General features: G+C 68.0%; 25 protein-coding genes. 14 read left to right on the plus strand and 11 right to left on the minus strand.

The window, feature by feature from the left end; translation table 11 throughout:
* Nucleotides 1-65: 65 nt before the first annotated feature.
* From I7S92_RS10765 to I7S92_RS10775, 3 genes are all read right to left on the minus strand, one after another.
* Entirely contained in the window at nucleotides 66-1,235 is a 1,170-nt protein-coding gene (locus I7S92_RS10765) for a substrate-binding domain-containing protein (protein WP_197643826.1), read from the minus strand.
* 81 nt (nucleotides 1,236-1,316) lie between these two features.
* A complete protein-coding gene (locus I7S92_RS10770; RefSeq protein ID WP_197643828.1) occupies nucleotides 1,317-2,252 on the minus strand; it encodes an alpha/beta fold hydrolase in 936 nt (311 codons plus the stop codon).
* Nucleotides 2,253-2,540: 288 nt separating this feature from the next.
* Nucleotides 2,541-2,966, minus strand: a complete 426-nt coding sequence (locus tag I7S92_RS10775; protein ID WP_197643830.1) for an OsmC family protein — start codon at nucleotides 2,964-2,966, stop codon at nucleotides 2,541-2,543.
* A 313-nt stretch (nucleotides 2,967-3,279) separates the two neighbouring features.
* Here I7S92_RS10775 and pxpA point away from each other — a divergent pair, with 313 nt between their 5' ends.
* The 6 genes from pxpA (at nucleotide 3,280) to I7S92_RS10805 (ending at nucleotide 9,642) form a co-directional block, all read left to right on the plus strand.
* On the plus strand, nucleotides 3,280-4,014 hold the full coding sequence (pxpA, locus tag I7S92_RS10780) for a 5-oxoprolinase subunit PxpA (protein ID WP_206761060.1): 735 nt from the start codon (nucleotides 3,280-3,282) through the stop codon (nucleotides 4,012-4,014).
* A gap of 2 nt (nucleotides 4,015-4,016) precedes the next feature.
* A complete protein-coding gene (locus tag I7S92_RS10785) occupies nucleotides 4,017-5,462 on the plus strand; it encodes a hypothetical protein (protein WP_197643834.1) in 1,446 nt (481 codons plus the stop codon).
* Between the two features lie 28 nt (nucleotides 5,463-5,490).
* Nucleotides 5,491-6,573: an ABC transporter ATP-binding protein gene (locus tag I7S92_RS10790; RefSeq protein ID WP_197643836.1), complete on the plus strand. Its 1,083-nt coding sequence runs from the start codon at nucleotides 5,491-5,493 to the stop codon at nucleotides 6,571-6,573.
* 38 nt (nucleotides 6,574-6,611) lie between these two features.
* Nucleotides 6,612-7,808 carry an ABC transporter substrate-binding protein gene (locus tag I7S92_RS10795; protein WP_197643838.1) on the plus strand — a complete coding sequence of 399 codons (1,197 nt, stop codon included), beginning with the start codon at nucleotides 6,612-6,614 and terminating at the stop codon, nucleotides 7,806-7,808.
* A 62-nt stretch (nucleotides 7,809-7,870) separates the two neighbouring features.
* Entirely contained in the window at nucleotides 7,871-8,794 is a 924-nt protein-coding gene (locus I7S92_RS10800; protein ID WP_197643840.1) for an ABC transporter permease, read from the plus strand.
* A 2-nt stretch (nucleotides 8,795-8,796) separates the two neighbouring features.
* Nucleotides 8,797-9,642: an ABC transporter permease gene (locus tag I7S92_RS10805; protein WP_197643842.1), complete on the plus strand. Its 846-nt coding sequence runs from the start codon at nucleotides 8,797-8,799 to the stop codon at nucleotides 9,640-9,642.
* Nucleotides 9,643-9,659: 17 nt separating this feature from the next.
* On the opposite strand, the gene I7S92_RS10810 is transcribed toward I7S92_RS10805, so the two are convergent.
* Nucleotides 9,660-10,319, minus strand: coding sequence for a GntR family transcriptional regulator (locus tag I7S92_RS10810; protein WP_197643844.1), 660 nt, complete (start codon nucleotides 10,317-10,319; stop codon nucleotides 9,660-9,662).
* Between the two features lie 128 nt (nucleotides 10,320-10,447).
* Between I7S92_RS10810 and I7S92_RS10815 the strand changes: the two genes are divergently transcribed.
* From I7S92_RS10815 to I7S92_RS10840, 6 genes are read left to right on the plus strand one after another with little or no spacing between them, the layout of a single operon-like run.
* Nucleotides 10,448-11,311 carry a 5-oxoprolinase subunit B family protein gene (locus tag I7S92_RS10815; protein WP_197643846.1) on the plus strand — a complete coding sequence of 288 codons (864 nt, stop codon included), beginning with the start codon at nucleotides 10,448-10,450 and terminating at the stop codon, nucleotides 11,309-11,311.
* The gene (locus tag I7S92_RS10820) at nucleotides 11,308-12,297 is read left to right on the plus strand and encodes a 5-oxoprolinase subunit C family protein (RefSeq protein ID WP_197643848.1); all 990 of its coding nucleotides are present in this window, start codon (nucleotides 11,308-11,310) and stop codon (nucleotides 12,295-12,297) included. The genes I7S92_RS10815 and I7S92_RS10820 overlap by 4 nt, the downstream gene beginning before the upstream one ends.
* Nucleotides 12,290-13,360, plus strand: a complete 1,071-nt coding sequence (locus I7S92_RS10825; RefSeq protein ID WP_197643851.1) for a phosphotransferase — start codon at nucleotides 12,290-12,292, stop codon at nucleotides 13,358-13,360. Before I7S92_RS10820 ends, I7S92_RS10825 begins: the two co-directional genes overlap by 8 nt.
* 5 nt (nucleotides 13,361-13,365) lie before the next feature.
* Nucleotides 13,366-14,694, plus strand: coding sequence for an aspartate aminotransferase family protein (locus I7S92_RS10830; RefSeq protein ID WP_197643853.1), 1,329 nt, complete (start codon nucleotides 13,366-13,368; stop codon nucleotides 14,692-14,694).
* Nucleotides 14,695-14,730: 36 nt separating this feature from the next.
* Nucleotides 14,731-14,973 (plus strand): biotin/lipoyl-containing protein, encoded by a 243-nt coding sequence (locus I7S92_RS10835; RefSeq protein ID WP_197643855.1) that lies wholly within the window; start codon nucleotides 14,731-14,733, stop codon nucleotides 14,971-14,973.
* Between the two features lie 2 nt (nucleotides 14,974-14,975).
* Nucleotides 14,976-16,361, plus strand: coding sequence for an acetyl-CoA carboxylase biotin carboxylase subunit (locus I7S92_RS10840; RefSeq protein ID WP_197643857.1), 1,386 nt, complete (start codon nucleotides 14,976-14,978; stop codon nucleotides 16,359-16,361).
* Between the two features lie 10 nt (nucleotides 16,362-16,371).
* On the opposite strand, the gene I7S92_RS10845 is transcribed toward I7S92_RS10840, so the two are convergent.
* From I7S92_RS10845 to I7S92_RS10875, 7 genes are all read right to left on the minus strand, one after another.
* On the minus strand, nucleotides 16,372-17,253 hold the full coding sequence (locus tag I7S92_RS10845; protein ID WP_197643859.1) for a bestrophin family protein: 882 nt from the start codon (nucleotides 17,251-17,253) through the stop codon (nucleotides 16,372-16,374).
* A 68-nt stretch (nucleotides 17,254-17,321) separates the two neighbouring features.
* Nucleotides 17,322-19,412, minus strand: coding sequence for an oxidoreductase (locus I7S92_RS10850; protein ID WP_197643861.1), 2,091 nt, complete (start codon nucleotides 19,410-19,412; stop codon nucleotides 17,322-17,324).
* A 4-nt stretch (nucleotides 19,413-19,416) separates the two neighbouring features.
* Entirely contained in the window at nucleotides 19,417-20,172 is a 756-nt protein-coding gene (locus I7S92_RS10855; protein WP_197643863.1) for a nitrilase-related carbon-nitrogen hydrolase, read from the minus strand.
* 53 nt (nucleotides 20,173-20,225) lie between these two features.
* Nucleotides 20,226-21,248, minus strand: a complete 1,023-nt coding sequence (locus I7S92_RS10860) for an extracellular solute-binding protein (RefSeq protein ID WP_197643865.1) — start codon at nucleotides 21,246-21,248, stop codon at nucleotides 20,226-20,228.
* Nucleotides 21,249-21,267: 19 nt separating this feature from the next.
* A complete protein-coding gene (locus I7S92_RS10865) occupies nucleotides 21,268-22,068 on the minus strand; it encodes an ABC transporter permease (protein ID WP_197643867.1) in 801 nt (266 codons plus the stop codon).
* Nucleotides 22,065-22,988: an ABC transporter permease gene (locus I7S92_RS10870; protein ID WP_197643869.1), complete on the minus strand. Its 924-nt coding sequence runs from the start codon at nucleotides 22,986-22,988 to the stop codon at nucleotides 22,065-22,067. Before I7S92_RS10870 ends, I7S92_RS10865 begins: the two co-directional genes overlap by 4 nt.
* Complete coding sequence (locus I7S92_RS10875) at nucleotides 22,988-24,046, minus strand: ABC transporter ATP-binding protein (RefSeq protein WP_197643871.1); 1,059 nt, start codon at nucleotides 24,044-24,046, stop codon at nucleotides 22,988-22,990. Before I7S92_RS10875 ends, I7S92_RS10870 begins: the two co-directional genes overlap by 1 nt.
* Nucleotides 24,047-24,130: 84 nt before the next feature.
* On the opposite strand from I7S92_RS10875, the gene I7S92_RS10880 reads away from it, so the two are divergent.
* Together I7S92_RS10880 and I7S92_RS10885 are read left to right on the plus strand one after the other, a co-directional pair.
* Nucleotides 24,131-24,967 carry a helix-turn-helix transcriptional regulator gene (locus I7S92_RS10880; protein WP_197643872.1) on the plus strand — a complete coding sequence of 279 codons (837 nt, stop codon included), beginning with the start codon at nucleotides 24,131-24,133 and terminating at the stop codon, nucleotides 24,965-24,967.
* Between the two features lie 68 nt (nucleotides 24,968-25,035).
* On the plus strand, nucleotides 25,036-26,469 hold the full coding sequence (locus I7S92_RS10885; RefSeq protein WP_197643873.1) for an aldehyde dehydrogenase family protein: 1,434 nt from the start codon (nucleotides 25,036-25,038) through the stop codon (nucleotides 26,467-26,469).
* Nucleotides 26,470-26,471: the final 2 nt, after the last annotated feature.

The following is a 26,471-nucleotide window of genomic DNA, read 5'->3' on the forward strand; positions in this document are numbered from 1 at the left end:
GGGCATGGCGAACCTCGCGGGGAGAGGGGAGGGGGCGCGGCGGGCTGGCCGCGCCCCGGTGCCGTTTACTGCGACAGCGCGGTGGTCATTTCCGCGGGCAGGTCGATCCGGTAGATCGTCTTGTAGGCCTCGGGCAGGGTGTCGCGGGTCACCTTCAGCGGCGGCACGACGACATAGGACGGGGTCTCCTCGCCGATCAGCGCCAGCGCGCCCACGGTCGCCTCGGCCACGCCCTGGTCATAGGGGCGCTGCGAGGAGATGCCGGCGATGAAGCCGTTCTGCGCCATGTTCAGCGCGACGATCTGGTCGAAGTTCTCGTTGACGATCTTGAAGTCGTCCGGCGTGCGGCCGGCGGTGATCGCGGCGGTCACGGCGCCCATGGCCGGGATCGACCACGAGGCATACATGCCGTTCAGCGTCGGATAGCGGGCAAGGACGCCCTGCGCCACTTCCTGGCCCTTGTTCGGGTCGTTGTGGCCGGCGGCGGCGACGACGTTGATCTCGGGATACCTGGCCATCACCCGGGCGATGAAGCCCTCGTAGCGCAGGTTGGTGACGTAGAAGTCGTTGGCGAAATACATCGCCGCCACGTCGCCCTTGCCGCCCAGCGATTCCGCCAGCGCGTCGGCGAGATACATCCCCAGCGCCAGGTTGTCCGAGGAGATGATCGCGGCATAGTCCTCGCCGGGCTCCATCCCCTCGACGGCCTGGTCGATGAACACCACCTTGGTCCCGGCTTCCTCGATCGCCTTGTAGGCCGAGGCGGTGGTCTGGCCGTTCAGCGGGATCGAGACCAGCAGGTCGGGCTTCAGCACCGAGATGGCTTCCAGGTCGGCGATCTGCTTGGCGTCGTCCCAGTTGGCGTTGGTTTCGGCGACGACCTCGATGCCCAGCTTCTCGAAGGTTTCCTTCAGGCCGATCAGCTGCTGGCTGGCCCAGTCGTCGCCCAGCCACCCCATCGAGATGGCGACGGTGAACTTGCCGGCCTTGACCTTGGCGATCTGCTCTTCGGTCAGCTTCAGCTCGGCGGCGGGGAAGCCCGGCTCGCCGCGCTGGCCGTCCGAGACGACGACGCCGTCGATGCTGTCCATCGCGGCGATTTCCATCGTCTTGGCCGAGGGCTCCTTGTACCACAGCGGGTGCTGGATGTCGGCGGCGATCTCGGCCATGGCGAAGCCGGGCACGAGGGCCACGGACAGCGCCAGCGCGAAGGACTTGGAATTCAGGGTTTTCATCGGGTCTCCTCCTGGGTTTTGGGTGCAGCCGACCCTCCCCCTCCGGAGGATCGGCCGTATCTTCGGGTCTTCGGGGGTGGATCAGCGCGCCGCGAAGGCGGGCTGCTTCCGGTCAAGCATGAACTCGCGCAGGGTCTGCGCCAGGCGTTCGGGGGCTTCCAGCGCCAGGCTGTGGCCACATTCCTGGAACACTTCCGACCGCTCGACGCCGGTCGCGACCTTTTCCATCTGGCCCTGGACCAGCTCGCCGAAGAATTCCGGCGCGCCGATGGTCAGGATCGGCAGGGTCAGCTTCTGCTGCTTCAGCTCCTTGTTGATCCGGGCGTTCTTCAGGCCCGCCCGGTAGGTCTCCAGGCAGCCGCGCAGGCCGCCGGGGGCCGAGAGGCGCGCGATCCATTCGTCGATCGCCTCGTTGGTGATGGCGTTGGGGTTCCAGGTCTCGGCCTTGATCCAGAATTCCCAGAACTCGCGCTCGCGGCCGGTGATCAGCATCTCGGGCAGGTGGGGGATCCAGAAGAACGGGATGTGCCAGACCCAGACGCCCTTGAGGTTGAACTGGCTGGAGATGTTCTCGGGCGTGAAGTTCGACCATTCCTCCAGCCCCTCGCCGGACAGGAGCATTTCCGAGAAGGACAGCGTCTTCACCCGGTCGCGCTGGGTGGCGGCCAGGGCATAGGCGAACTCGGCGCCGCGATCCTCGCCATGCAGGTGGAAGGTCTCGTGGCCGAGATGCGTCATCAGCGCGGCCATGTCCCTGGCGTTGGTCAGGCTGTCATAGCCTTCCTCGGCCGGGGGCTTGTCGGTGTCGCCGAAGCCGCGCAGGTCGGGGGCGACCACGGTGAAATGCGGGGTCAAGAGCGGGATCAGCTTGTACCAGTAGAAATGCGTCTTCGGCGTGCCGTGCAGCAGCAGAAGCGCAGGGCCCTGGCCGGCGGTGACGTAATGCATGCGGATGCCGTTCACGCGGGCCCGGCCGTGCTTCACCGGCGCGCCGGTATGATCGAAAATCTCGGCCATGCAGTCCTCCTCTCAAGCTGCACATTTTTCAAATCTGTTTACACAATGTGCAGAACATATGTCAACTGGCAACTGGATTTGTTCAACGGGGGTATGTTCATGAATTCGTTGCCTTAGTTCGGAAGCATAGTGAAACTGGTCAGGAAACCGGACCGAACCGCCCGAATCGTGCCGGGCGATCCATATGCCGGAACGGCCCCCGGACGGTTCCGGGGGCCGTTCTGTGCCGGGTTCAGACGATGTCCGGGATGCCGCCGCGGAGTTCGGCAGCGCCGGTCCTGCGGCAGGCTAGAGCAACTCTGCCGTGAGCGTGATCTTGATGGCGGCAAGTGCGCGCGAGACGGGGCAGGCGTCCTTTGCCTTCTCGGCCAGCTCCTTGAAGCGCCCTTCGGCGATGCCGGGCACCTTTGCCCGGAGGGTGAGGGCGCTGCCTGTGATCCCGGTACCGGGGACCAACTCGACCTCGGCCTTCACTTCAAGGTTCTCGGCCGGCGTGCCGTTCTCGGCCAGGAAATGTGCAAGCTGCATGGCAAAGCAGCCGGAATGTGCAGCAGCGATCAGTTCTTCCGGGTTGGTCCCGGACTGGCCGGCCTCGTCCACGAAGCGCCCCTTGTGGGTATAGGGCTGCTTGCGGAAAACCCCGCTCAGCATGTCGAGCGTACCTTGTCCGTCGACCAGCGAGCCCTGCCAAAGGGCGGTTGCCGAACGTTTCATGTGATGCTCCTTCGCAGTTGATGATGCTGTCCCGTGGAATGGTGTAGCCGGGCGCCCTGCTGTCCGGCGCGCCTGATTGACCAGAGGCATGGCGGCCGCTGATGGCGGGATCATCGCGCATCGGGGCGATGGTTTCCAGTAACATGTGGCGGGCGCGCGGACGGTCCGTTCGTCGGTCTCGGGTCGAAGTGCGTCGAGAGGGCAGCCTCGGGCCGTTCACATCCGTCCGGCAAGCCAAGATCAGCCTTGACATCCGGGGGCACCAGTGTGCGATATAGAATGTATGATATATCAAACTAACGGGGACGGGGCGATGGTCACCATCAACTGCGACATGGGTGAGGCCTTTGGCATCTACCGCTTCGGCGATGACACGGCCTGCATGCCCTTTGTCACCCATGCGAATGTCGCCTGCGGGTTCCATGCCTCGGATCCGAACGTGATGTGGAGCACGGTCCGCGCGGCGAAGGCGGCGGGGATCAGGGTCGGCTCGCACCCCGGCTTGCCGGATCGCGAGGGCTTTGGCCGGCGGCTGATGCGGATGACGCGGGCGGAAGTGGCCGCCCTGACCATCTACCAGACGGGCGCGCTGGCCGGTTTTCTGAGGGCCGAGGGGATGGAGCTGTCCCATATCAAGCCGCATGGCGCGCTGTTCGGCATGGCCCAGAACGACCCGGAGGTGGCCGAAGGAATCGCGGATGCGGCCGAGATCTTCGGCGTTCCGGTCATCGCCTTTTCGGATTGCTGCATGTCCGAGGTCTTTGCCCGGCGCGGGATTCCGTTCAGCTGCGAGTTCTATGTCGATCTGGATTACGGCGACGATGGCCGCCAGGTCATCTCGCGCGAGCATCCGCCGATCGCCGCCGAGGCGGTGGCGGAGAAGGTCCGACGCGCGGTCGAGGACGGCGTGACCCGCGCGATGAGCGGCAAGGATGTCCGCGTGGTGGCCGAGTCGATCTGCGTCCATTCCGACACGCCCAACGCCATCGTCGTCGCCCGCGCCGTGCATGAAGAACTGGGCCGGCGCGGCCTTCTGCCCTCGGGCTGACGATGTTCCGCGCGATCGGGGGCCATGCATTGCAGGAGGATCTGGCTGGGGCGCTTGTCCCGGCCTTTCGCGCGATCGGCGCCTCGATCGGGCCGGACGGCCGGCATGTGATCTATTCGACCGGCAACCGGGTGGCGACCGCCGTCTCGGGCAGCGAGATCGCGCGGCGGGTCTGCTCGGACCATTTCGCGGCGCGGCTGCTGAAGGAAACGCTGGTCGACGCCGAGCGCGACCTGGGCGACGGGACGGCGCGGCTGGCAGTGATGGCCGGCGCGGCGCTGGCGGCGGCGCGGCGGGGGATCGCGGCAGGCGCGGTGCCGGAACAGGTGATCGCGGCGCTGGTGGCGCTGCGGCCGGTGCTGGACGAGGCCTTTGCCGCCGAGCGTGCCGAGGCGGTCGATCTGGTCGCGGTCGCGCTGGCCGCCGGGGCAGAGGCAGAACTGGCGCAGCGGCTGGCCGAGGCCTGCGCCGCGGTGGGAACGGCGGGTCTGGTCGAGGTGGCGGAAGGCCACGAGCCGGGGCTGAGACTGGACATCCGGCAGGGCTTCGGTTTCGAGGCAAGGCCGGTGGGAAGCGCCGGGCTGGAGGCGATGGGGCCGGTCCATCTGATCGTCGCCAACGAGGTGATCCGGGATTTCCGTACGCTTGCCCCGGTGATCGAAGGCTTTGCCCGCAGCGACAAGTCGCTGGTGATCGCCGCGCGCGGGCTGGAGGATCAGGCGCTGCATCTGATCGAGCGCAACCGGCAGGCCGGGGTGCTGAAGGTCGCGGCGCTGCTGCCGCGCGATGCGGGGCCGCGCGCGGCCGAGATCCTGGAGGACCTGGCCATCGCGACCGGCGCGGTGCTGGTCTCGGAGCACGCGGGGGTCTCGCTTGACGCGCTGAAACCCGCGATGCTGGGCCGGGCGGAAACCTATCGGCGCGAGGGATCGCTGGTCGTCCTGACCGGGGTCGCCGGGGACCCGGCGCGGATCGCCCCCCGGCTGCGCGGGATCGAGGCCGAGATTGCCGCCAAACGCTATCTGCCGCTGGACCGGGAACATGCCCGGCAGCGCCATGCCCGGCTGTCCGGGCACTGGGCGGAACTGCGGATCGGCGCGCGCGGCGGGGCGGGCGATGCCGTGGCGCAGGCCCGGCGGGCGCTGGCCTCGATCCGCTCGGCCCGCGATGGCGGCGTGATCGACGGCGGCGGGCGCGGGCTGGACCGGATCGCGGCCCGGCTGGAGGCCCGCCCCGCCGGGACGGGATCGGACGCCACGGCGCAGGCGATGCTTCTGGCCGCCCTGCGCGCGCCGGGGATCTGCCTGCGGCGGAATTCCGGTGAGGCCGGACCCTTCAGGGCCGCCCCGGTCACCGATCCGGCCGGGCTGTCCCGCAGCCTTCTGGATGTCGCGCTTTCGCTGGCCGGCCGTCTTGCCGGTCTTGAAGGCGCGGTCATCCGCCACTGAGACACCGACAGAAAGAAGCGAAAGCCCGATGACAGACAGCAGCAGGGAGCCGATGCTCGAGGTGGAGGACGTCGTGCACCGTTACGGCATGGTGACGGCCCTTTCGCATGTCTCGCTTTCGGCGGGACGCGGCGAGTTCCTGACCATCCTCGGCTCCAGCGGCTCGGGCAAGACGACGATGCTGCGGGTGATCTCGGGGCTGGAGATGCCGACCTCGGTCAAGGTGCTGCGCATCGGCGGGGCCGATGTGGCGAACCTTCCGGCGGCCAAGCGCAACTGCACGACCGTGTTCCAGAACTATGCGCTGTTTCCGCATATGAGCGTGGTGGAAAACGTGGCCTACGGGCTGCGCATCCGCAAGATGAACGCGGCGGACGCCCTGCGCGAGGCGCGGCGCGCGCTGGCAATGGTGCAGCTCGAGGCGAAGGCCGACCGCCGGATCAGCCAGCTTTCGGGCGGCGAGAAGCAGCGCGTGGCGCTGGCCCGCGCGGTCGTGACCCAGCCGGCGATCCTGCTCCTGGACGAACCCCTTGGCGCGCTGGACGAAAAGCTGCGGCAGGACATGCAGATCGAGCTGATGGAGCTGCAACGCTCGCTGGGGATGACCTTCGTCTACATCACCCACAGCCAGGAAGAGGCGCTGACGATGAGCGACCGCGTGGTGCTGATGAGCCATGGCCGCATCGTGCAGAGCGGCGGGCCGCTGGATCTGTTCGACCGCCCGGAAAGCCGTTTCGCGGCCGAGTTCATGGGGTACGAGAACATCCTGCCCGCCCGCCTGATCGGCCGCGAGGGGACCGCGGGCATTGTGGAGTTCCCCGGCGGCGCGCGCACCAGGGGCGTGGTCACGGTGGAGGGGCTGAAGGCGGGCGACGCCGTCTGCGTGGCCCTGCGCGCCGAGCGGATCGCACCGGCGACGGAAGGCGCGACCGATGCGCTGAAGGCCGAGGTCACGAACCGGGTCTACCGGGGCAAGTACATCGACATCGCGCTGGCGACCGATGCGGGGCCGCTGCGTCTGCGCAGCTGGCACGGCTCGCATGTCGAAAGCGAGGATATCCGGCGGATTGGCTGGAACACGAACGACGCGGTGATCTTCGCCGCCGAGTAGGAACCGGGACGCAACACGGAACCAACAGGAGAGAAGCAATGAAGGACAAATTCTCGACCTACAGCCAGGCGCAGCTGACCCGGCGCAGCCTGATGCAGGGAATGAGCGCCATCGCGGGCCTTGCCGCCTTTGGCGCGGCGGGACGGGCGGCGGCGCAGGACATGCCGCTGGTCAAGGCCTATGGCGTGCCGACGGCGGCGCTGAAGGACTGGGCGCCCATGGAGAAATCCATCGGCGTCCGCTGCGAGCTGAGCGGCGCCAGCAACGACGTCGGCGTCTTCATGCGCGACGTCATGGGCGCGAACATGGGCGACAGCGTCGACCTGTTCATCTTCGAATCCGGCACCGAGGACATCCTGGGGCCGCAGGGCCTCTATGCCCCGCTGGACGAGAAGCACCCCGAGCTGACCCTGTGGGAGCGGACCTCGGACGACTGGAAACGCTCGGCCGTGGTGCAGGACACCGAGGGCAACCAGTGGGGCGTTCCGGTCATCGGCAACGCCGACAGCTTCGGCTACTTCCCCGAGAAGCTGGGCCTTGCGCCCGACAGCGAGGAAGAGCTGTCCTGGTCGCTGATGTTCGAGGACGAGAACACCCGCGGCCGCGTGGCCTATGGCAATGCCTATACCTATTCGATGGGCCCGGCGGCGCTGTATCTGCAGGCCAAGGGCGCGGCGCAGATCGGCAATGTCGCCGACATGACCCCCGAAGAGGCAAAGGTCGTCGCCGACTTCCTGATCGAGCGCAAGAAGGCGGGCCAGTTCCGCACCCTCTACGGCGCCTTCGAGGAGCAGATCCAGCTGCTGACCAACAAGGAAGTGGACGTGATCAACTGCTGGGAACCGGCCGTGCGCGAGGCGAACCTCGTGCTGGGCCCGGACGCGACCCGCTATGCCTATACCAAGGAAGGCTATTTCAAGTGGGGCCACGGCGCCTATATCGCCGCGCAGGCGGTCGATCGCGGCAATCTGGACGCGATCTACAAGGTGCTGAACTACTTCCTCAGCGGCGAATACCGCGCGCTTCAGGCCCGCGACCGCGGCTATGCCGGCCCGAACATGGACCTGGGCGTGGAATATGCCGAAGCGAACGGCTGGACCGCCGAGGAGGTCGCCGCGCTGAAGGCGACCGAGGCCAAGGTCAACAAGAAGTTCGCCAAGCCCTATGTCTCGACCACCACGCCGAACAACGCGAGCGCGATGGAAGAGGAATGGCAGCGTTTCCTCAACGCCTGAGGCAATGACAGTTCCGGGCGCGCGCCTGGCGCGCCCGGCTTTCCGCGGAACGGATCACGAATATGCAGCAAAGCACTGGCACCGCCGGCCGGGCGGGAGTCCTTTCGGGCGTCATCCGAAGGCTTGCGACGATGAAGGTCGCGGTCTGGCTGATCGTGCTGGCCTGGTTCGTCCTGGTGATCGTGCCGATCATCGTGCTCTTCGCCTTCAGCTTCTTCACGACCGAGCAGTTCCGCACCGTCTATACGCCCACGACGACGACCTGGGTGGAGCTGTTCTCCTCGGGCCGGTGGGAGGTGACGCTGCGCACCCTGCGCATCGCGATGACCGTGACGCTGATCGAACTTGCCGTGGGCTTTCCCTTCGCGCTGTGGCTGGCCAAGGGCCGGGTCGGCAAGGTCGGGCGCGCGGTCTGCCTGGCGATGCTGACGATCCCGTTCTTCCTTGACGTCTCGTCGCGGACCATCGTCTGGCGGGCGATCCTGGGGCAGTCGGGGCTGGTCAACACCGTGCTGATGGGGCTTGGCCTGACCGACGCGCCGCTGGACTGGCTGCTCTATTCCGAAGTCGCGGTGCTGTTCGGGATGGTGGTGACGCTGTTCCCGCCCATGGTGATGCCGATCTACCTGGCGATCAGCCTGATCGACGACACGCTGCTCGAGGCCAGCAACGACCTTGGCGCCTCGCCCTGGCAGACGCTGTCCCGTGTCATCATCCCGCTGTCGCTGCCCGGCGTGATGGCCGGCATCGTCTTCAGCCTGGGGCCGGCGCTGGCCGCCTGGGTCGAGCCGGGGATGCTGGGCGGCGGCTTCGTCAACCTGATCTCGAACTCCATCGAAAGCGCCTATTCGGCCCTGCGCTATCCGGTCGTCGCGGCGCTGTCGGCTTTCGTGATCCTGCTTCTGCTTCTCATGCTGGGGGCCATGTACCTGATCGCGCGCCGGTTCGGCGATCCGGCCTCCTCGTTCCGCGTCCTGAGGGGGTGACCATGGAAAACCGCATCGCCTTCGCCAGGGTCGCCCCGATCTCGCCGAAGCTCGAGATCAGCCATGCGCCGGTCTGGAAGCGGCTGGGCAAGTGGGGCGGCTTCGCGATGCTGGGGCTGATCTATTTCCCGCTCCTGTGGCTGATCCTTCTGTCGATCAGCCGCAATCCGCTGGGCGGGATTCCCGGCGACTTCTCGCTGGAGCATTATCGCGCGCTGTTCGCCAATTCCGAATGGCACATGCCGATGCTGGCCAGCCTGGTGATCGGCGTGATCGTGGGGCTGATCTGCGCGGTGGCCGCGACGATCATCGGCCGGGCGCTGCCCGCGCTGAACAGCCCCGGCAAGGTGCTGTTCCTGTTCGTGATTCCGTTGTTCGTGCCGGGCATGTCGATGGGGGCGGCGCTGTTGATCTTCACCCGGGCGGTGCTGGGGCTGAAGCTGGGGTTCTGGTCGGTGGCGCTGGGACATTTCGTCTGGGCCTTCCCCTTCGCGCTGCTGATCATCCTGGTCGTGACCACCCGCTTCGACCACCGCCTGGTCGAGGCCGGCCGCGATCTTGGCGCCAGCAACTGGCGGGTGTTCTGGGACATAGAGTTCCCGATCCTGATGCCGGGCATCGTCAGTTCGGCGCTGTTCGGGTTCCTGATGTCCTTCAACGAGGTGATGCGCTCGATCTTCCTGCGTGGCACGACCGAGACCATGCCGGTCTGGAGCTGGGTCCAGGCGGCGGCCCAGCAAAGCCAGGTGCCGATCATCTTCTCGCTGGCGTCGATCGTGCTGCTGATCACCCTGCCGCTTCTCTGCGCGGCCTTCTGGCTGTTGTTCGTCAAGCTCGACAAATCGTGAGCCCGGAGATGTATCCCTCAGGGTGCTGCCGAGGCCAGGCGCGGCATCAGCGACCTGGCCGCGAGGGTCAGGTCGCGCTCCATGCAGGCGCGCGCGGCCGCCGCGTCGCCGCGCTCCAGCGCAGCGACGATATGGACATGCTCGTCGTTGGCGTGCTGGCGGAAATGGTCGCTGTCGAAAAGCCCGGTGAAGACCGGCCCGACCTTCAGCCACAGGCCCTGGATCACGTGCAGAAGTTCCTCGTTCCCGGACTTCTCGTAGATGCGGAAGTGGAATTCCCGGTTCAGCTGCAGATAGGCCCGCGCGTCGAAGGTCTTGGCCGTGGCGGCGATCCGGTCGAGGATCCCGCGCAGCTGGGCGATGTCATCGGGCACAAGGCGCGGCACGGCCAGTTCGGTCGCCATCCCCTCCAGCGCCACGCGCACCGGCAGAAGCTGTGCGAATTTCTCGCGCGTCATCTGCGGCACCACGATCGAGCGGTTCGGCAGCACGACCAGCAGGCGTTCGGCCACCAGCCGTTGCAGCGCCTCGCGGATCGGCGTCGCCGAGATGCCGTAGTTTTCCGCAAGTGTACGGATCACCAGCGGCTGCATCGGTGCGAAGATGCCGTTGGTCAGGCCCGTCAGGATCTCCTGGTAGGCGCGGTCGTTCAGCGGCTGATATTCGATCTTGGTCATGCCCATCTTCCTGCATTCACGACGCTTTTAAGACCATGCGCCAGATTTTGCACTTCTTATCACGTTGACGCTGTATTGTATATGATATATCAAATAGCAGGCGCAGGACGGCTCGGGGGGAGGGCGACATGCTGCACGATGAGCTGAGGTTCTATCCCGGCGGGGACCGTGCCATCGAGGTCGAGCTGGGCGACGGCATGGACTTCACGCTGAACTTCACGGTTCACCGGCTGGTCGCGGCCGTGCGCGAAGCCCGGATCGCCGCGATCGAGGATCTGATCCCGGAGCTGGCCTCGTTCCAGGTGAACTATGACCCGGATCGGATCTCGTATGAGGATCTGACGGCCGAGATCGCGCGGATCTACGCCCGCATCGGCGCCGGCGCCTCGGGGTCGCTGCCCAGCCGGCTGATCACCATGCCGGTCTGGTACTCCGACGACCAGACCGCCGCCTGCATCGAGGACTACCGCAAGACCTATCCCGACAAGCGCACCGACCCGGACCTGGTCTGCGAGATGAACGGCCTTGCGGACCGTGCGGCGCTGGCGCGGCTGCATTCGGGGACGGAATACTGGGTGGCGGCGCTGGGGTTCTGGCCGGGGCTCTGCTCGCTGTTGCCGCTGCGGCCCAGGGCGCGGATCTTCGCGCCGAAATACAACCCGCCGCGCACCTGGACGCCGAAGGGCGCCATCGGGATCGGCGGGGCGCTGACCTGCATCTACCCGGACCGCACGCCCGGCGGATACCAGCTGATCGGCCGCAGCCCGGCGCCGATCTATGACGGAGCACAGCGCCTGCCCGCCTTCCGCGACAGTCTGGCCCTGTTCCGTGCCGGGGACCGCGTCCGGTTCCGCCCGGTCACGCAAGAGGAATGTGCGCAGATCGAGGCCGAGGTCGCCGCCGGCCGCTACGAACATGACATCGTCGAATATCAGGTCTTCTCGGTCGACCGCTATCTCGACTGGGCCAAGGGACAGGGGGGCCGGGGATGAGCCAGCGCAGCATCAGCGTCGTCAAGCCGGGGCTCGAGACCACGGTCCAGGAACTGCCCGGCCGCATCGGCTTTCTCGAACAGGGGTTCCCGGTCTCGGGCCCGTTCGACGCCTGGTCCTTCCGGCAGGCCAACCTTCTGGTCGGCAACGACCGCGACACCGCCGCGCTGGAGTGCCAATTCCTGGGACCGACGCTGCGGTTCGACTGCAATGCCGTCGTGGCGGTGACGGGCGCGGACATGCGGCCGAGCCTCGACGGCGTGCCGGTGGCGATGTGGTCCAGCCATGTGGTGCGCGCCGGGCAGGTCCTGGCGCTGGGGCCGGCCTACAGCGGGGCGCGCGCCTATGTCGCGATCTCGGGCGGGGTGGATACCCCGGTCGTCCTGGGCTCGCGCGCGGTGTTCCACATGGCCGGGGTGGGCGGCCGGGCGCTGGTGGCGGAGCAGGTGCTGCCGCTGGGTGTTGCCGGCCCGACAACGCTGGATGCGCCCGCACTGACGATCCCCGAGGCCCTGCGCCCCAGGTTCGCCACCGACCGCCGCTGGGACATCGAGGCCCTCGCCGGGCCGAACGACGACTGGCTCTCTCCCGAGGCGGTTGAGATGTTCTTCTCCTCCGACTGGGCGGTGCAGGCCAAGAGCAACCGCACCGGAATCCGCCTGACCGGCCCGGAGTTCGGCTTTGCCCATCGCGCGATCCACAAGAACAGCGACCACGGGCAAGAGCCGTCGAACATCATCGACCATGGCTATCCGCTTGGCGCGGTGAACCTGGCGGGACAGACGCCGATCATCCTTGTCAACGACGCCCCCAGCACGGGCGGTTTCATCAACCCCTTCACGGTGGCCAGCGCCGCATTCTGGAAGCTGGCCCAGGCCAAGCCCGGCGACATCCTGCGCTTCCGCCGCATCGACCGGGCCGAGGCCGGACGCCTGCGCGCCGAACTGGGCCGTGTCACCAGCCCCGGAGTGACCGCACTTGCCTGAATCCATTGCCGAAGCCGCCAGCGCCACCCTGGGAGAGACGCTGGAAAGCCCGCCGCCGCTGATCGACGAGACCGCCGCCGCGGAACTGGTGCGCCGTCACTACGGCCTTGCGACCGAAGCCCGGACGATCGCCTGCGAGCGCGACGCGAATTTCCAGATGACCGCCGAGGATGGACGGAACTTCACCCTGAAGGTGTCCAATCCGGGCGAGCCGGCGGTCAACACGAACTTCCAGACCGAGGCGATCCTGTGGCTGGAGCGGGTCGATCCCGGCCTGCCGGTGCCCAAGGTGGTGCGGGCGCTGGACGAGCAGAGCGAGTTTCCCCTGCGGATGGCCGACGGGCGGACCAGCATCGTGCGGATGCTGACCTGGCTGGATGGCGTCCCGGTGGTCAGGGTCGGCGTCTCGGCCGCGCTGCGCCGCGACATGGGGCGGACCCTGGCGCGGCTGGGGGCGGCGCTGCGCGACTTCGACCATCCCGGCGCGTCGCATGACATCCAGTGGGACATCAAGCACGCCGGACGGCTGCGCCCGCTGCTCGTCTCGCTGCCCGACAACGCGCTGCGTCGGCAGTTGCTGGCCGAGCTGGACCATTTCGATGCCGTGGTCCAGCCCGTGCTGGCGGGATTGCGGCAGCAGGTGGTGCACAACGACCTGAACCACCACAACGTCCTGCTGGACCCGCACAATCCCGACCGGGTGTCGGGCGTGCTGGACTTCGGGGACATGGTGAAGACGCCGCTGGTCGCGGATCTGGGCGTCGCCGCCTCGTACATGACGCATCAGGAGGACGGCGCGCTGCGCTGCGTGTCCGAGATGGTGGCGGCCTATCATGCGGTCGTGCCGCTGACCCATCAGGAGATCGGGCTTCTGCGCGACCTCACGGTGGCCCGGCTGGTGACCTCGATCGCCATCACCGAATGGCGCGCGGCCCGCTATCCGCAGAACGCCGACTACATCCTGCGCAACAACGGACCGGCGCGGATCGGGATGGAGCGTTTTGCGACCCTTCCGCGCGAGGACGTCACTGCCGCGCTCTTGCGCGCCTGCAACATGGAGTGAAAGCGATGGTAACCGACACCGGCATGGTCAACGCCTTTGTGGAAGGCGCGGCCGAACTGGACGCGGCGACGGCGGCGATGATCGCGGACCGCAAGAAGCTGTTGGGGCCGGCCTATCGGCTGTTCTACCAGCGGCCCGTGCATTTCGTGCGGGGCGAGGGCGCCTGGCTTTACGACCCCGAGGGGAACGCCTATCTGGACGCCTACAACAACGTCACCTCGATCGGCCATTGCCATCCGAAGGTGGTCGAGGCCGTCAGCCGCCAGATGGCGACGCTGACCACCAACACGCGCTACCTGCACGACTCGGTCCTGCGCTATGCCGACCGGCTGCTGGCGACGATGCCGGAGGGGATCGGGCATTTCATGTTCACCTGCACCGGCTCGGACGCGAACGACCTCGCGGTGCGGATCGCCCAGTCCTATACCGGCGGGCAGGGTATCATCGTGACCGAGACCGCCTATCACGGCATCACGCAGACGGTGGCGGCCTTCTCGCCCTCGCTGGGCGAGAACGTGCCGCTGGGGGCGCATGTGCGGACGGTGCCGGCGCCGGATTCCTATCGCAGCGCGACCGGCGATGTCGGGGCCGAGTTCGCGGCCGGCGTCCAGGCGGCGATCCGCGACCTGCAGCGCCACGGGATCAAGCCCGCGCTCTTCATCTGCGACGGCATCTTCTCCAGCGACGGGGTGTTCGACGGCCCGGCCGGGTTCCTGAAAGGCGCGGTCGAGGCGATCCGCGTGGCGGGCGGCATCTATATCGCGGACGAGGTGCAGTCGGGATTTGGCCGTACCGGCGATGCGATGTGGGGCTTCCAGCGCCACGGCGTGGTGCCGGACCTGGTGACCATGGGCAAGCCGATGGGCAACGGCTATCCGGTGGCCGGTGTCGCCGGGCGGCCCGAGGTCCTGGCGGAGTTCGGCCGGAAGGCGCGGTATTTCAACACCTTCGGCGGCAATGCCGTGGCGGCCGAGGCGGCCATGGCGGTGCTTGAGGCGATCCAGTCCGAGGGGCTGGTCGAGAACGCCCGCGAGACCGGCCGCTATCTGAAGGACGGGATCCAGGCGCTGGCCTCGCTGCATCCCTGCATCGGCGACGTGCGCGGCGCGGGGCTGTTCCTGGGGGTGGAGATCGTCTCGGACCGCGTCGCGAAGACGCCCGACGCGGCCATGACCACCCGCATCGTCAACGGCCTGCGCGACGAGCGGGTGCTGATCTCGGCCTGCGCCAAGGCGGCGAACGTGCTGAAGATCCGGCCGCCGCTGATCTTCACCCGCGACCAGGCCGACATTCTGGTCGAACGGCTTGACCGCGTGCTGTCGCGCTGCGCCTGAGCCATGCCAACCCGTCACATGATCCGAGGATAACCAATGGCCACCAAACGCATCGAGTCGCCGCTGCCCGGCGTGATCTACCTCTCGCCCGCCCCGGGGGAGCCCGTGTTCAAGGCCCCGGGCGACAGCGTCGCGGTGGGCGACACCCTGGCGTTGGTCGAGGTGATGAAGTCCTACATGCCGGTCGAGGCCGACCAGGCGGGCATCTTCAGGGGCTATCTTGTCGAAACCGAAACGGTGCTGGAGCCCGGCGAGCCGCTTTGCGAGCTTGAGGTCTGAGCATGGCCCCGATCCGGAAGCTGCTGATCGCCAACCGGGGCGAGATCGCCGTGCGCATCCAGCGCGCGGCGCGCGACCTCGGGATCCGCACCGTGCAGGTGGTCAGCGAGGCCGACCGCGACATGCTGGCGGCCCGCATGGCCGACGAGGTCATCGTGCTTGGCCCGCCCGCCGCGTCGAAGTCCTATCTCGCGGTCGACCGCCTGCTGGATGCCCTGCGCGACAGCGGGGCGGACGCGGTGCATCCCGGCTATGGCTTCCTGTCCGAGAACGCGGATTTCGCCCGCGCCGTCACCGCGATGGGCCGGATCTTCGTCGGCCCCGACGCGGACACGATCGAGCGCATGGGCGACAAGGTGAATGCCCGGCAGGCCGCGATCGCGGCGGGCGTGCCCGTCGTGCCCGGCAGCGAAGGGCGGATCAAGGGTCTGGAGCAGGCCCTCTCCCTGGCGGGGGAGATCGGCTATCCGGTCATGGTGAAAGCCGCCGCCGGCGGGGGCGGGCGCGGCATCCGCGTCTCGCACACGGCCGAGGAACTGGCCGCCGCCATTCCCACCGCCATGGCCGAGGCGAAGGCGGGTTTCGGCGATCCCGGCCTGTATCTGGAGGCCTATATCGAGAAGGCCCGCCACATCGAGGTGCAGGTCCTGGGCGACGGCGAGGACGTGATCCACCTGCACGAGCGCGAATGTTCCCTGCAACGCCGCCGCCAGAAGGTCTGGGAGGAAGCCCCGGCCGCGATGCTGGACCCCGGCCTGCGGGCGGAGCTCTGCGCCTCGGCCGTGCGGCTGTCCAGGGCGGTCCGCTATCGCGGCGCGGGCACGATGGAATACCTTTACGACCCCGGCCGGCAGGCGTTCTACTTCATCGAGATGAACACCCGCATCCAGGTCGAGCATCCCGTGACCGAGATGATCACCGGGATCGATCTGGTGCGCGAGATGCTGCTGATCGCCGGGGGCGGCAGGCTGCGGATGTCGCAAGAGGATGTCCGGTGCACCGGACATGCCATCGAGGTCAGGATCAACGCCGAGGACCCGGCCCGCAACTTCATGCCGAATCCGGGCCATGTCGAGACCTTGCGCCTTCCCGAAGGCCCCGGAATCCGCTTCGACGAGGGCATCTATGCCGGTTACCGGGTTCCGCCTTTCTACGACTCGCTTTTGGGCAAGCTGATCGTGGCGGGCGCGTCGCGGGAGGAGGCGCTGGACCGGATGGCCGCGGCGCTGGACGGGCTGGAGATCGGCCCGATCGCGACGACAACCGCCCTGCACCGCGCCCTGGTGCAGGACCCTGCCCTGCGCGCCGGCGAGGTTTCGACCCGATGGCTGGAGACCTGGCTGGAAGGACCGGGAGTTGCGGCCATCAAGACCGCGAGCGGAACCTGACCGGGGCGCGTCAGCTCAGGTAATGGTTCACCGGCTGCAGGGGTTCGGGCGGTTCCTCGCCCAGATGCGGGGCCAGGCTGATCTCGGCGGCGCGGCAGATGGCATCCAGGGCGATGCCGTTCAGGCTGGTGGCGAAGGGATGGCTCAGCTCCTCGGTCACTTCTGCCAGGCCAAGGAACATGTAGGCCACGACCGCCACGAAGACGGGGGTCATCCAGCCCGTGGTGCCGATCAGCGCCAGCGGCAGGAGCAGGCAGTAGAGATAGGTCGTGCGGTAGATCAGCAGGGAATAGACGAAGGGCAGCGGGCTGTTGGCGATGCGTTCGCAGCCCGCCTGTTGCAGCGCCATGCCGGCCAGACGGGCGGACAGCGCCCGTGCGCCGAAGCCGTCCAGCCGCCCGTCCCGATGCGCCGCCGCAAGGGTGGCGTTCACCAGGTCGAGGGCCGCATCCGGCGGGTGGGCGGCCGTTGCCACCTCCTCCTGCCCCGGCGCGCGGGGCGACAGGCGGCGCAGGTTCAGGCGGTGGGCATGGAGGAAGACCAGCGCCTCGCGCAGGACCTGTTCGCGCGTGGGCCTGTCCGCCAGGAAGACCTCGACCTCGCGCGCCAGGCTGCGCATGTCGGCCAAGAGCCCGCCCCAGAGCCGCCGCGCCTCCCACCAGCGGTCATAGGCGGCGTTGTTGCGAAAACCCAGGAAGAGCGACAGGCCGATACCGAAGACGGCGAAGCTGGACCCGTCCAGATGCGGGGCAAGCCCGGTCATCCGGTCCAGGAGCACGACCAGCGCCGCGACGATGCCGAGGATGAGGACCGGCCCGACGACGCGCGGCACGATGGAGCCGCGCAGGGCGGTCAAGAGGTCCCAGAGGCCCGGTTTTTCCCTGACGATCATGCGTGCCTCTTGCCTGCCCTTGCGCCCATGGTGTCCTGCCCGGCCCGAACAGTCAAATGCCGGGCAGGTCAGGGAAGTCGCGATGGCCCTGGCTCCAGCCCTGCCACTTCCCGGCGGAACCGCGGACTGTCGCCGCGGTCGTCGGGTGTATCCAGCTCCTCGGCGAAGCGGCGGCCGGCGTAGGTGGCCCAGGCGATGGGGCCGGGCGCGGCGGCGTCCCCGATCAGCCTGACCGAGCGGAGGCCGGCGGCCTCCCATTCGCCCCGCCGCGCGGCGAGGTCGTGGTAGAGGGTGTCGTGCGGTATGCGCGAGGTCACCATGACCACGGCATCGGCGGGCAGGGTGAAGGGGGCGCCGGTCCAGCAGCAGGCAAGGCCGACCTCGGCCGCGCCAATCGCCTCGGGCGCTTTCGACAGGTGGATGCGGACGCCGAGTTCCATCAGGCGGCGCATGATGATCGCCTGCTCCAGCGTGTTTTCCGCCCATTCGGCGACCTTGGCGGCGGGCGTCACGAAATCCACCATGCAGCCGCGCGCGACCAGGACCTCGGCCATCAGCGAGCCCATGTAGAAATGGTCGTCGTCATAGACCGCGACGCGCCCGCCCGCGGGCCCCTGCCCCGCCATCAGGTCGTCGGGCGAGAAGACCGGCATCGCCGGATTGGTCGGGATCGGCAAGAGATGCAGCCGGGCGACCGCATCGCGCCGCCAGCTGGCCCCGGTGGCGATGGCGACATGCTCGGCCCCCATCGCCAGCACGTCGTCGGCGGTCAGGCGGCTGTCGCGGTAGATCTCGGCGTTGGTCAAGGGCGCAAGCTGGCCGATGCGGTAATCCGCCACCCGGCCCCAGGCCGAGAGGCCCGGCAGGCCGCGTTCGCGGGCGACCCGGCCGCCCAGCACGGTCGTCGCCTCGGCCAGCGTCACCTGATAGCCCCGCCGCGCCGATTGCAGCGCGGCCTCCAGCCCCGTCGGCCCGGCGCCGACCACCAGCACACTGGAGGACGGCCCCTTCGGCCGCGCCCGTTCGGGGTGCCAGCCCTTGCGCCATTCCTCCATGAAGGCGGTGTTCTGGGTGCAGCGGCTGATCCCGCCGGTCATGTCGCCCGAGACGCAGATGTTGCAGCCGATGCATTCGCGGATGTCCTCGAAGCGGCCCTCCTCGATCTTCTTCGGCAGGAACGGGTCGGCGATGGAAGGCCGCGCCGCGCCGATGAAATCCAGGATCCCCTGGCGGATCTGCCGCACCATGGCGTCGGCGCTGGTGAAGCGCCCCACCCCCACGACGGGGCGCGAGGTCAGCTCCTTGATCCCGCGCACCAGATCCTCTTGCGCGCCCTCGGGCTTGAAGCGCGAGGTGCCGGAGCAGGCGTCCCAGGTGCCATGGGCCAGATCCCAGAGGTCGGGCAGGTCGCCATGCATCGCGATGAAATCGCGCACCTCGGTGTTGGAGAAGCCATGGGTCCCGGCCTCGTGCAGCGACATGCGGTAGGTGATCCCAAGCTCTCCCTTCGTCACCTCGCGCGCGTCCTCGATCACCTCGCGCAGGAAGCGGCCGCGGTTTTCAAGGCTGCCGCCGTATTCGTCGGTCCGGTGGTTCGTGGCGCGCGAAAGGAAGTGCTGGAAGATGCCGAAGCCATGCGCGCCGTAAAGGCAGATCAGGTCGAAGCCCGCCTGCTGGCTGCGGCGGACGGCGTTGCGGAACCAGCGGCGCAGGTCGCGGATATCCTCGCGGTCCAGGGTGCGGGCCTGCACCGGGTCGGAGGTGAAGGTCAGGATCGGCCCGCCCGTCACCGCCAGCGGCACGTCGCGGGAATACAGGTTCGGCCCGTTGATCCCGGAATAGGCCAGCTGGATCCCCGCCAGCGCGCCGTGGCTTTTCATCGCCTCGGCCATGGCGGCGAGGGCAGGGATGTCCTTGTCCTCCCACAGGTGTTGCTCGATGAAGGGGGTGATCTCGGAGGAGGGGTGGATCTCGGTCTGTTCGGTGAAGATCACGCCCCAGCCGCCCTCGGCCTTGGTGCGGCGCATCTCGGCGGCGGCGGAGGGGTCGCGGTAGCCGCCGCCGTTGCAATGCGGGACCTGGTAGAAACGGTTCTTCGCCAGCTTCGGCCCGATCCGCAGCGGTTCGAACAGGATGTCGTAGCGGCTGTCGCGGGGCATGACGTCAGACTTTCCGGAAATCGGTGATCTGGGTGGAGACGCGGGCCGGATCGACGGCGGGCACGTCGGCGACCAGCAGCGCCGGATGCTCGCCCGCCTGCGCCAGGACCTCGCCATGCGGGCCGGCGATCAGGCTGCCGCCGGCATAGGTCAGGTCGCCCTCGCTGCCGCAGTAATTGGCATAGGCGATGGCCAGCCCGTGATTGGCCGCCATGGCGGGCACGGTGTGGCGCACGACATGGGTGAAGGGCATCATGTTGGCGGTGGGGACGAGGATCGCCTCGACCCCCTGCCCGGCCAGCGCCGCGACATGGGGGGCGAATTCGATGTCGTAGCAGATCAGCAGGGCCAGCTTGCGGCCGGCGAGGTCGAAGGTGACGTAGGCATCGCCGGCAGTGAAGATCGCCTTCTCACGCGGGCCATAAGGCTGGATCTTGCGGTAATGGGCCAGGACCCCGCCATCCGGGCCAAGGCACAGCGCCGCGTTCCAGACCTTCCCCCCGGCCGCCTCGGCATAGCCGAAGACCAGCGCGGTTCCCGCACTTCGCGCCGCCTCGGAGAGACGGGTCAGCGGCGCGGACCCCTCTCCGAGGGCGAGTTCGGCGATCCGGGGATGGTTGTAGCCCGGCAGGAAGACCTCGGGCGCGACCAGCAGATCGGCGCCGGCGGCCGAAGCCGCCTGAAGGGCGGTCGTAAGCGCGGCGCAGGCCGCGTTGATGTCGCCTGCGGGCGAGGGGGTTTGCAGGACGGAAAGGCGCATGGGAATACCGGGGCTTCAGGCCCCGCGCCAAGGCGGCGCGGGGCGGGCTGTCGTCATTTCTTCAGGTTGATCCAGATCGCATCGTAAAGCTTCTGGGTCGCCTCGTCGCAGACCAGGACGAAGCTGCCCGTCGGGGCCGATGCCGGGGGGTTGGTCTCGGGGCTGGACTTGATCGCCTCGTCCAGGAAGGGCTCCACCCCGATGACGCCCGAGGTATAGGCGGCATAGTTGGTCACGGCGGCGGCATTCTCGGGCTCCAGCAGGAAGTTCATGAACTTCAGCGCGTTCTCGCGGTTCGGCGCGTCCTTCAGCAGCACCATGTTGTCCATCCAGACCACCATGCCCTCCTTCGGATAGGCATATTCGACATTCGCCCCCTCGGCCCGCGCCTTGGCGGAAAAGCCGTTGTAGATCATCCCCGCCGCCGCATCGCCCGAGACCAGCACGTCCTTGGCCGTGTCCGAACCGAAGCTGGCCCAGTTCGCCTTGGCCGCCACCAGCATGTCGGACAGCGCCTTGAGCTGCGTCTTGTCGGTCGAGCATTGCGGGAGGCCCATGTAGATCGAGGCCAGCGCCAGAACCTCGCCCTGGCTGTCCAGCACGTTGATCCTGCCCTTCAGCTCTTCCGGCGGGTCGAAGATGATGGCAAGGCTGCCGATGTCGCCCTGATAGACGTCGCGGTTCACGCTGAAGGCGGTCGTGCCCCACTGGTAGGGGATCGAGGACTGGCGGCCCGGATCGAAGGGCACGTCGATCCATTTCGGGTCGATGTTGGCGAAATTCGGCAGTTCCTCGCGGGCGAAGCTGTCCAGAAGTCCCTCGGCTGCCATGATCTGCACCATGTAGTCGCCGGGAACGGCCACGTCATACTGGCCCAGCTTGCCGGCCTTGAGCGAGGCGAGCATCGCCTCGTTGCTGTCGTAGGTGTCGATGGTGACGGCGATGCCGGTCTCGGCGGTGAACTTGTCCACCAGCTCCTGCGGGATGTATTCGAACCAGTGGTAGACCTTCAATTCGCCCTCGGCGAAGGCGGGGCCGGCCAGAAGCAGGGCCAGCGTGGTCAGGCGGAAATTCATCGGTGCGTCTCCTTGTCGGTTACGGGCTTCTGCGGCCCTTGCGGTTGATCAGGTAGGACAGGGTCACGAACAGGACCGAAACCGCCAGCATCAGGGTCGAGATCGCCATGATGTTCGGCTTGATCCCCTGCTTGACCGAGCCGAAGATGGCGGTTGGCAGCGTCTCCATTCCCGCGCCCTTGACGAAGTTGGTGATGATGAAATCGTCCAGCGAGATGATGAAGGCCAGGAGTAAACCCGACACCACCCCCGGCGCCAGAAGCGGCAGCAGGATCAGGCGGAAGGCCTGCCAGCGGCTGGCGTAAAGGTCGCGGGCGGCCTGCTCGTAATGGCCCTCGATCCCCTGCAGGCGCGCGGCGATGGGCAGGTAGGCGAAGGGGATGCAGAAGGTGACATGGGCGATCAGCACCGTCAGGTAGCCGGTGGTCAGGCCGATCATGGCGAAGAAGATCAGCGTGGCGACGGCGGTGACGATCTCGGGCACCATCAGCGGCACGTTGATCAGGGCGAAGGTCGCGCGCTTGCCCCGGAACGCCCCGCCCCGGACCATCGCCACCGCCGCCGCCGTGGCGATCATGGTGGAGAGAGAGGCCGCGATCACGGCGATGGTCAGCGAGTTCCACGCCGCCTGACCGAAGCGCGCCGACTCGGGCCCGGTGAAGACATCGGCGTACCAGCGCAGCGAAAAGCCGCCCCAGCTGGTGATCGAGGTCGAGCCGTTGAAGGAATAGGCCATGATCACCAGAAGCGGCGCATACAGCACCACAAGGCACAGGACGGTGATGGCCAGGAAGCCGGGGTAATGCCGCACGCCCCTCATGCCGCGCCCCCTTTCGCGGCCGAGCGCGCGTAGAGCAGAAGCGCGATCATCACCAGCGTCATCAGGATCATCGAGACCGCCGCGCCGAAGGGCCAGTTGCCGAGGCTGCCCTTGAACTGCTCGTCGATCAGCGAGCCGATCATGAAATTCTTCGCCCCGCCCAGCAGGTCGGGCGCGAGGAAGGCCCCCAGCGAGGGGATGAAGACCAGCAGGCAGCCCGCGACGATGCCCGGCTTGACGATGGGCAGGACGATCTCGCGCAGGGTGACCCAGCGGCTGGCGTAAAGGTCCGCCGCAGCCTCGGACAGGGCGAAGTTGTAGCGTTCCACGGCGGCATAGATCGGCAGCACCATGAAGGGCAGGTAGCTGTAGAACAGGCCCAACTGCACCGCGAGGTTGGTGTTGACCAGGGGCAGCGGCCCGTCGATCAGGCCGATGCCCAGCAGCGCCTCGTTCAGCGGGCCGTTGTCGCGGATCAGGAATTTCAGGCTGACGGTGCGGATCAGAAGGTTGACCCAGTAGGGAATGGTGATCAGGAACAGCCAGACCCCCCGGCTGTGCGCGGGCCGCGTGGCGATGAACCAGGCGGTCGGGAAGCCGATCGCCAGACAGAGCAGCGTCGCCACCACCGCCTGCCAGATCGAGCGCCAGAAGATCGTGATGTAGGTCCATTCCAGGACCGGCGGCTCGTCCCCGAAGAGGCCCCGGTTCAGGAAGAACTGGTCATAGGCGGCCAGCGAGAACTGCCAGTCGACGCCGCCGCGGAACTCCTTGGTCAGGAAGGAATAGACCGCCATCAGCCCGACCGGCAGGACCAGGAAGATCCCGATCACCGCCCAGGTCGGCAGCAGCAGCGGCGCGACGATGCGGCGATAGCTGTCGTCGCCGGTGGCCGGGGTCTGGTCCGCGATCCCCGCCATCAGTCGGCCAGAAGGCGCGCGGCGCCCTCCTCGATCCGCAGGCCCAGCCGGTCGCCGGGCTGCGGAACCCGTGCCCGGGCCGAATTCTGGACGCGGACCTGCATTTCGGCCCCGCCCTCCAGCCGGGTCAGCAGCTGCAGGTCGGTGCCGAGATAGACCACCCGCTCCACCGTCGCCTTCAGATCGCCGCCCGCTTCCACCAGCGACAGCCGCTCGGGCCGGATCGACAGGGCGTGCCGGCCGAGGGTATCGCTGGCCGAGGGGCAGGTCAGCGCCTGCCCGCCCGGCAAGACCACCCGCGCCTGCCCGCCCGCGACCGAGGCGACCTCGACCTCCAGCAGGTTGGTCTCGCCGATGAAATCGGCAACGAAGCGGTTGACCGGGGCCTCGTAGATCTCGCGCGCGGTGCCGATCTGCTGGACATGGCCCGCGCTCATCACGGCGATGCGGTCGGACATGGTCAGTGCTTCTTCCTGGTCATGGGTCACGAAGATGAAGGTGATGCCGGTGTCTTCCTGCAACTGCTTCAGTTCCACCCGCATCGCCTGCCGCAGCTTCAGGTCCAGCGCCGACAGCGGCTCGTCCAGGAGCAGCACCCGCGGCTCGGGCGCCAGGGCACGGGCCAGCGCCACCCGCTGTTGCTGGCCACCGGAAAGCTGCGACGGCAGCCGGTCGGCAAAGGCCGACAGATGCACCATCTCCAGCATCCGGCCCGCTCGTGCCCGCCGCGCATCGGCCGCCACGCCCTTCATCTTCAGCCCGAAGGCCACGTTGTCCAGCACCGACATATGCGGGAACAGGGCATAGTTCTGGAACACCGTGTTGACCGGCCGCCGGTCCGGCTCCAGCCCGGCGATGTTCTGGCCGAACAGCAGGATCTCGCCCTGGGTCACATCCTCGAACCCCGCGATCATCCGCAGAAGCGTGGTCTTGCCGCAGCCCGAGGGGCCGAGCAGGGTGAAGAACTCGTTGTCCCGGATCGCCAGCGAGACGCCGTGTAGGGCGGTGAAGGTGCCATAGCGCTTGACCACGCGGCGGATCTCGATGGCGTCGCTCATCTGGCTGGATCATACCCCCGGATTCTGTACATTCAGCATGGTCGCCGAAAAAGCGGGGGTATATACCCCCAGAGAGGTATCGCCATGCCGCCGCTGCCGAACCTGGCCGAGGTGCGGATCGCCACGGTGATCCGTGCCCTGCACCAGCCGGAATTCGAGGCGGCGCTGGCCCTTCTGTTCCAGACCCTCGCCGCGCCGGACAATCTGATCTGCCTGGCCTATCGCGACGCCGGGCCGCCGCAGGTGCTGCATCGCGAGACCAGGGATCCGACCGTCTTCACCCAGTTGGAAAGCACCTACCTGCCGGGGGCCTATCGCCTGGACCCTTTCTTCGAGCTGCACCTGAACCGGGTCGCCGCAGGGGCCTACCGCCTGACCGACATCGCTCCCGACGCCTTCCACCGCAGCCGCTACTTCAGCGAATATTACGAGCAGACCACGCTGGTGGACGAGATCACCTTCGTCGCCTATCCCGCCCCCGGCGTCACGCTGAACCTCTGCCTCGGCCGCGACATCTCCTCCGGCCGGCTGTTCTCGATCCGCGAGGTGGAGACCTGCCAGCGCCTTGCCCCGGTGATCGCCGCCCTGTCCGAGGCGCATTGGGCCGGCCTCTCCCGCGCCTCCGGCCCGGCCGAGGATACCGCCGCCCTCCTGGCCCTGGCCGCGCGGCGCCAGCACGGCATCCAGCTTTCCGCCCGCCAGGCCGAGGTGGCGCTGCTGATCCTGCGCGGCCATTCCACGGTCTCGATCGGCCTCCGCCTCGGCCTGTCGCCGCAGACGGTGAAGGTCTTCCGCAAGCAGCTTTACAGCCGCTGTGCGATCAGCTCCCAGGCCGAGCTTTTCGCGCTGATGCTTCCGCTCTTGCGGGATCACGCGCCGCCAGCCTCCGGTCAGGCCTTTCAATCCGGGCTTGTCGATTGACAGGCTTTCTTGCCTGACCTTCCATCGGAAACCAGCTTAGATAAGGCGTTTTGGGAAAGGACGAGGCGATGACCGACATCAAGCGCAACTTCATCGGCGGCGAATGGCAGGCGGCGACAGAAGCCAGCGAGAACCGCAATCCCGCCAACCCGGAGGATCTGATCGGCCTTTATGCCCGCGGAACCGCGGCGGATGTCGCGGCGGCGGTGGCTGCGGCCGGCGCGGCGCAGCCCGGCTGGGGCCGCGGGTCGCCGCAGCTGCGGGCCGATGTGCTGCGGCGGGCGGGCGACCTGCTTCTGGCCCGGAATGACGAGCTTGGCCGGCTTCTGGCGCGCGAGGAGGGCAAGACCCTGGCCGAGGCGAAGGGCGAGGCGATGCGGGCGGCGCAGTTGTTCCATTTCTACGCGGGCGAGGCGGTCCGGCATCCGGGCGAGAAGCTGGACTCGATCCGCGAGGGCGTCGAGGTCGACGTGATGCGCGAGCCCTTGGGCGTGGTCGGCCTGATCACGCCCTGGAATTTCCCGATCGCCATTCCGGCCTGGAAGTCCGCCCCGGCGCTGGCCGCCGGAAACGCCGTGGTGCTGAAGCCCGCCGACCTGACCCCGGCCTGCGCGCATCTGCTGGCCGAGGTGCTGCAGGAGGCGGGCTGCCCGGCGGGGGTGTTCAACCTGGTCATGGGGCGCGGCTCGGAGATCGGGGCGGCGCTGGTGCAGAACCCGGATGTGGCGGCGATCTCCTTCACCGGGTCCGAGCGCGTGGGCCGTGGCATCGCGGCCGGCTGCGCGGCGGGGATGAAGAAGGTCCAGCTGGAGATGGGCGGCAAGAACCCGATGGTGGTCATGGCCGACGCCGACCTGGACCTGGCGGTCAATGCCTGCCTGAACGGGGCCTTCTTCTCGACCGGGCAACGCTGCACCGCCTCCTCCCGGCTGATCGTCGAGGACGCGATCCATGACGCCTTCGTCGAACGCCTGTCCGCCGCTATGGGCGCGCTGCGGGTGGGCGATCCGCTGGAGGCCGGTACGCAGATGGGTCCGGTGGTGTCGGAAAGCCAGCTGGCGGGCAACCTCGACTATGTGCGGCTGGCGGGCGAGGAAGGCTGCGAGGTTCTGGGCGGCCAGCGGCTGAACCGGCCGGGCAGCTTCCAGGCCCCTGCCCTGTTCCTGGGCGCCCGCAACGACATGCGCACCAGCCGCGAGGAGATCTTCGGCCCCTGCGCCAGCGTGATCCGCGTGGCCGATTTCGACGAGGCGCTGGCGGTGGCGAACGACACGCCCTTCGGCCTGTCCTCGGGCATCTGCACCGGCGCGCTGAAACACGCCACCGCCTTCCGGCGCGGGTCGAAGGCGGGGATGGTGATGGTCAACCTGCCGACGGCGGGGGTGGATTACCATGTGCCCTTCGGCGGGCGCGGCGGCTCCAGCCTTGGCGGGAGGGAGCAGGGACGGATGGCGATGGAGTTCTACACCAGCGTCAAGACCGCCTATAGCTTCGCGGGGTGAGC

This window comes from Tabrizicola soli, assembly GCF_015999335.1.
Classification (GTDB): domain Bacteria; phylum Pseudomonadota; class Alphaproteobacteria; order Rhodobacterales; family Rhodobacteraceae; genus Tabrizicola; species Tabrizicola soli.

What these genes read in the sequence shown, in the direction of transcription:
- I7S92_RS10765 (WP_197643826.1), bottom strand. Translation starts at nt 1,235, where the DNA reads ATGAAAACCCTGAATTCCAAGTCCTTCGCGCTGGCGCTGTCCGTGGCC.
- I7S92_RS10770 (WP_197643828.1), bottom strand. Translation starts at nt 2,252, where the DNA reads ATGGCCGAGATTTTCGATCATACCGGCGCGCCGGTGAAGCACGGCCGG.
- I7S92_RS10775 (WP_197643830.1), bottom strand. Translation starts at nt 2,966, where the DNA reads ATGAAACGTTCGGCAACCGCCCTTTGGCAGGGCTCGCTGGTCGACGGA.
- pxpA (WP_206761060.1), top strand. Translation starts at nt 3,280, where the DNA reads ATGGTCACCATCAACTGCGACATGGGTGAGGCCTTTGGCATCTACCGC.
- I7S92_RS10785 (WP_197643834.1), top strand. Translation starts at nt 4,017, where the DNA reads ATGTTCCGCGCGATCGGGGGCCATGCATTGCAGGAGGATCTGGCTGGG.
- I7S92_RS10790 (WP_197643836.1), top strand. Translation starts at nt 5,491, where the DNA reads ATGACAGACAGCAGCAGGGAGCCGATGCTCGAGGTGGAGGACGTCGTG.
- I7S92_RS10795 (WP_197643838.1), top strand. Translation starts at nt 6,612, where the DNA reads ATGAAGGACAAATTCTCGACCTACAGCCAGGCGCAGCTGACCCGGCGC.
- I7S92_RS10800 (WP_197643840.1), top strand. Translation starts at nt 7,871, where the DNA reads ATGCAGCAAAGCACTGGCACCGCCGGCCGGGCGGGAGTCCTTTCGGGC.
- I7S92_RS10805 (WP_197643842.1), top strand. Translation starts at nt 8,797, where the DNA reads ATGGAAAACCGCATCGCCTTCGCCAGGGTCGCCCCGATCTCGCCGAAG.
- I7S92_RS10810 (WP_197643844.1), bottom strand. Translation starts at nt 10,319, where the DNA reads ATGACCAAGATCGAATATCAGCCGCTGAACGACCGCGCCTACCAGGAG.
- I7S92_RS10815 (WP_197643846.1), top strand. Translation starts at nt 10,448, where the DNA reads ATGCTGCACGATGAGCTGAGGTTCTATCCCGGCGGGGACCGTGCCATC.
- I7S92_RS10820 (WP_197643848.1), top strand. Translation starts at nt 11,308, where the DNA reads ATGAGCCAGCGCAGCATCAGCGTCGTCAAGCCGGGGCTCGAGACCACG.
- I7S92_RS10830 (WP_197643853.1), top strand. Translation starts at nt 13,366, where the DNA reads ATGGTAACCGACACCGGCATGGTCAACGCCTTTGTGGAAGGCGCGGCC.
- I7S92_RS10835 (WP_197643855.1), top strand. Translation starts at nt 14,731, where the DNA reads ATGGCCACCAAACGCATCGAGTCGCCGCTGCCCGGCGTGATCTACCTC.
- I7S92_RS10840 (WP_197643857.1), top strand. Translation starts at nt 14,976, where the DNA reads ATGGCCCCGATCCGGAAGCTGCTGATCGCCAACCGGGGCGAGATCGCC.
- I7S92_RS10845 (WP_197643859.1), bottom strand. Translation starts at nt 17,253, where the DNA reads ATGATCGTCAGGGAAAAACCGGGCCTCTGGGACCTCTTGACCGCCCTG.
- I7S92_RS10850 (WP_197643861.1), bottom strand. Translation starts at nt 19,412, where the DNA reads ATGCCCCGCGACAGCCGCTACGACATCCTGTTCGAACCGCTGCGGATC.
- I7S92_RS10855 (WP_197643863.1), bottom strand. Translation starts at nt 20,172, where the DNA reads ATGCGCCTTTCCGTCCTGCAAACCCCCTCGCCCGCAGGCGACATCAAC.
- I7S92_RS10860 (WP_197643865.1), bottom strand. Translation starts at nt 21,248, where the DNA reads ATGAATTTCCGCCTGACCACGCTGGCCCTGCTTCTGGCCGGCCCCGCC.
- I7S92_RS10865 (WP_197643867.1), bottom strand. Translation starts at nt 22,068, where the DNA reads ATGAGGGGCGTGCGGCATTACCCCGGCTTCCTGGCCATCACCGTCCTG.
- I7S92_RS10870 (WP_197643869.1), bottom strand. Translation starts at nt 22,988, where the DNA reads ATGGCGGGGATCGCGGACCAGACCCCGGCCACCGGCGACGACAGCTAT.
- I7S92_RS10875 (WP_197643871.1), bottom strand. Translation starts at nt 24,046, where the DNA reads ATGAGCGACGCCATCGAGATCCGCCGCGTGGTCAAGCGCTATGGCACC.
- I7S92_RS10880 (WP_197643872.1), top strand. Translation starts at nt 24,131, where the DNA reads ATGCCGCCGCTGCCGAACCTGGCCGAGGTGCGGATCGCCACGGTGATC.
- I7S92_RS10885 (WP_197643873.1), top strand. Translation starts at nt 25,036, where the DNA reads ATGACCGACATCAAGCGCAACTTCATCGGCGGCGAATGGCAGGCGGCG.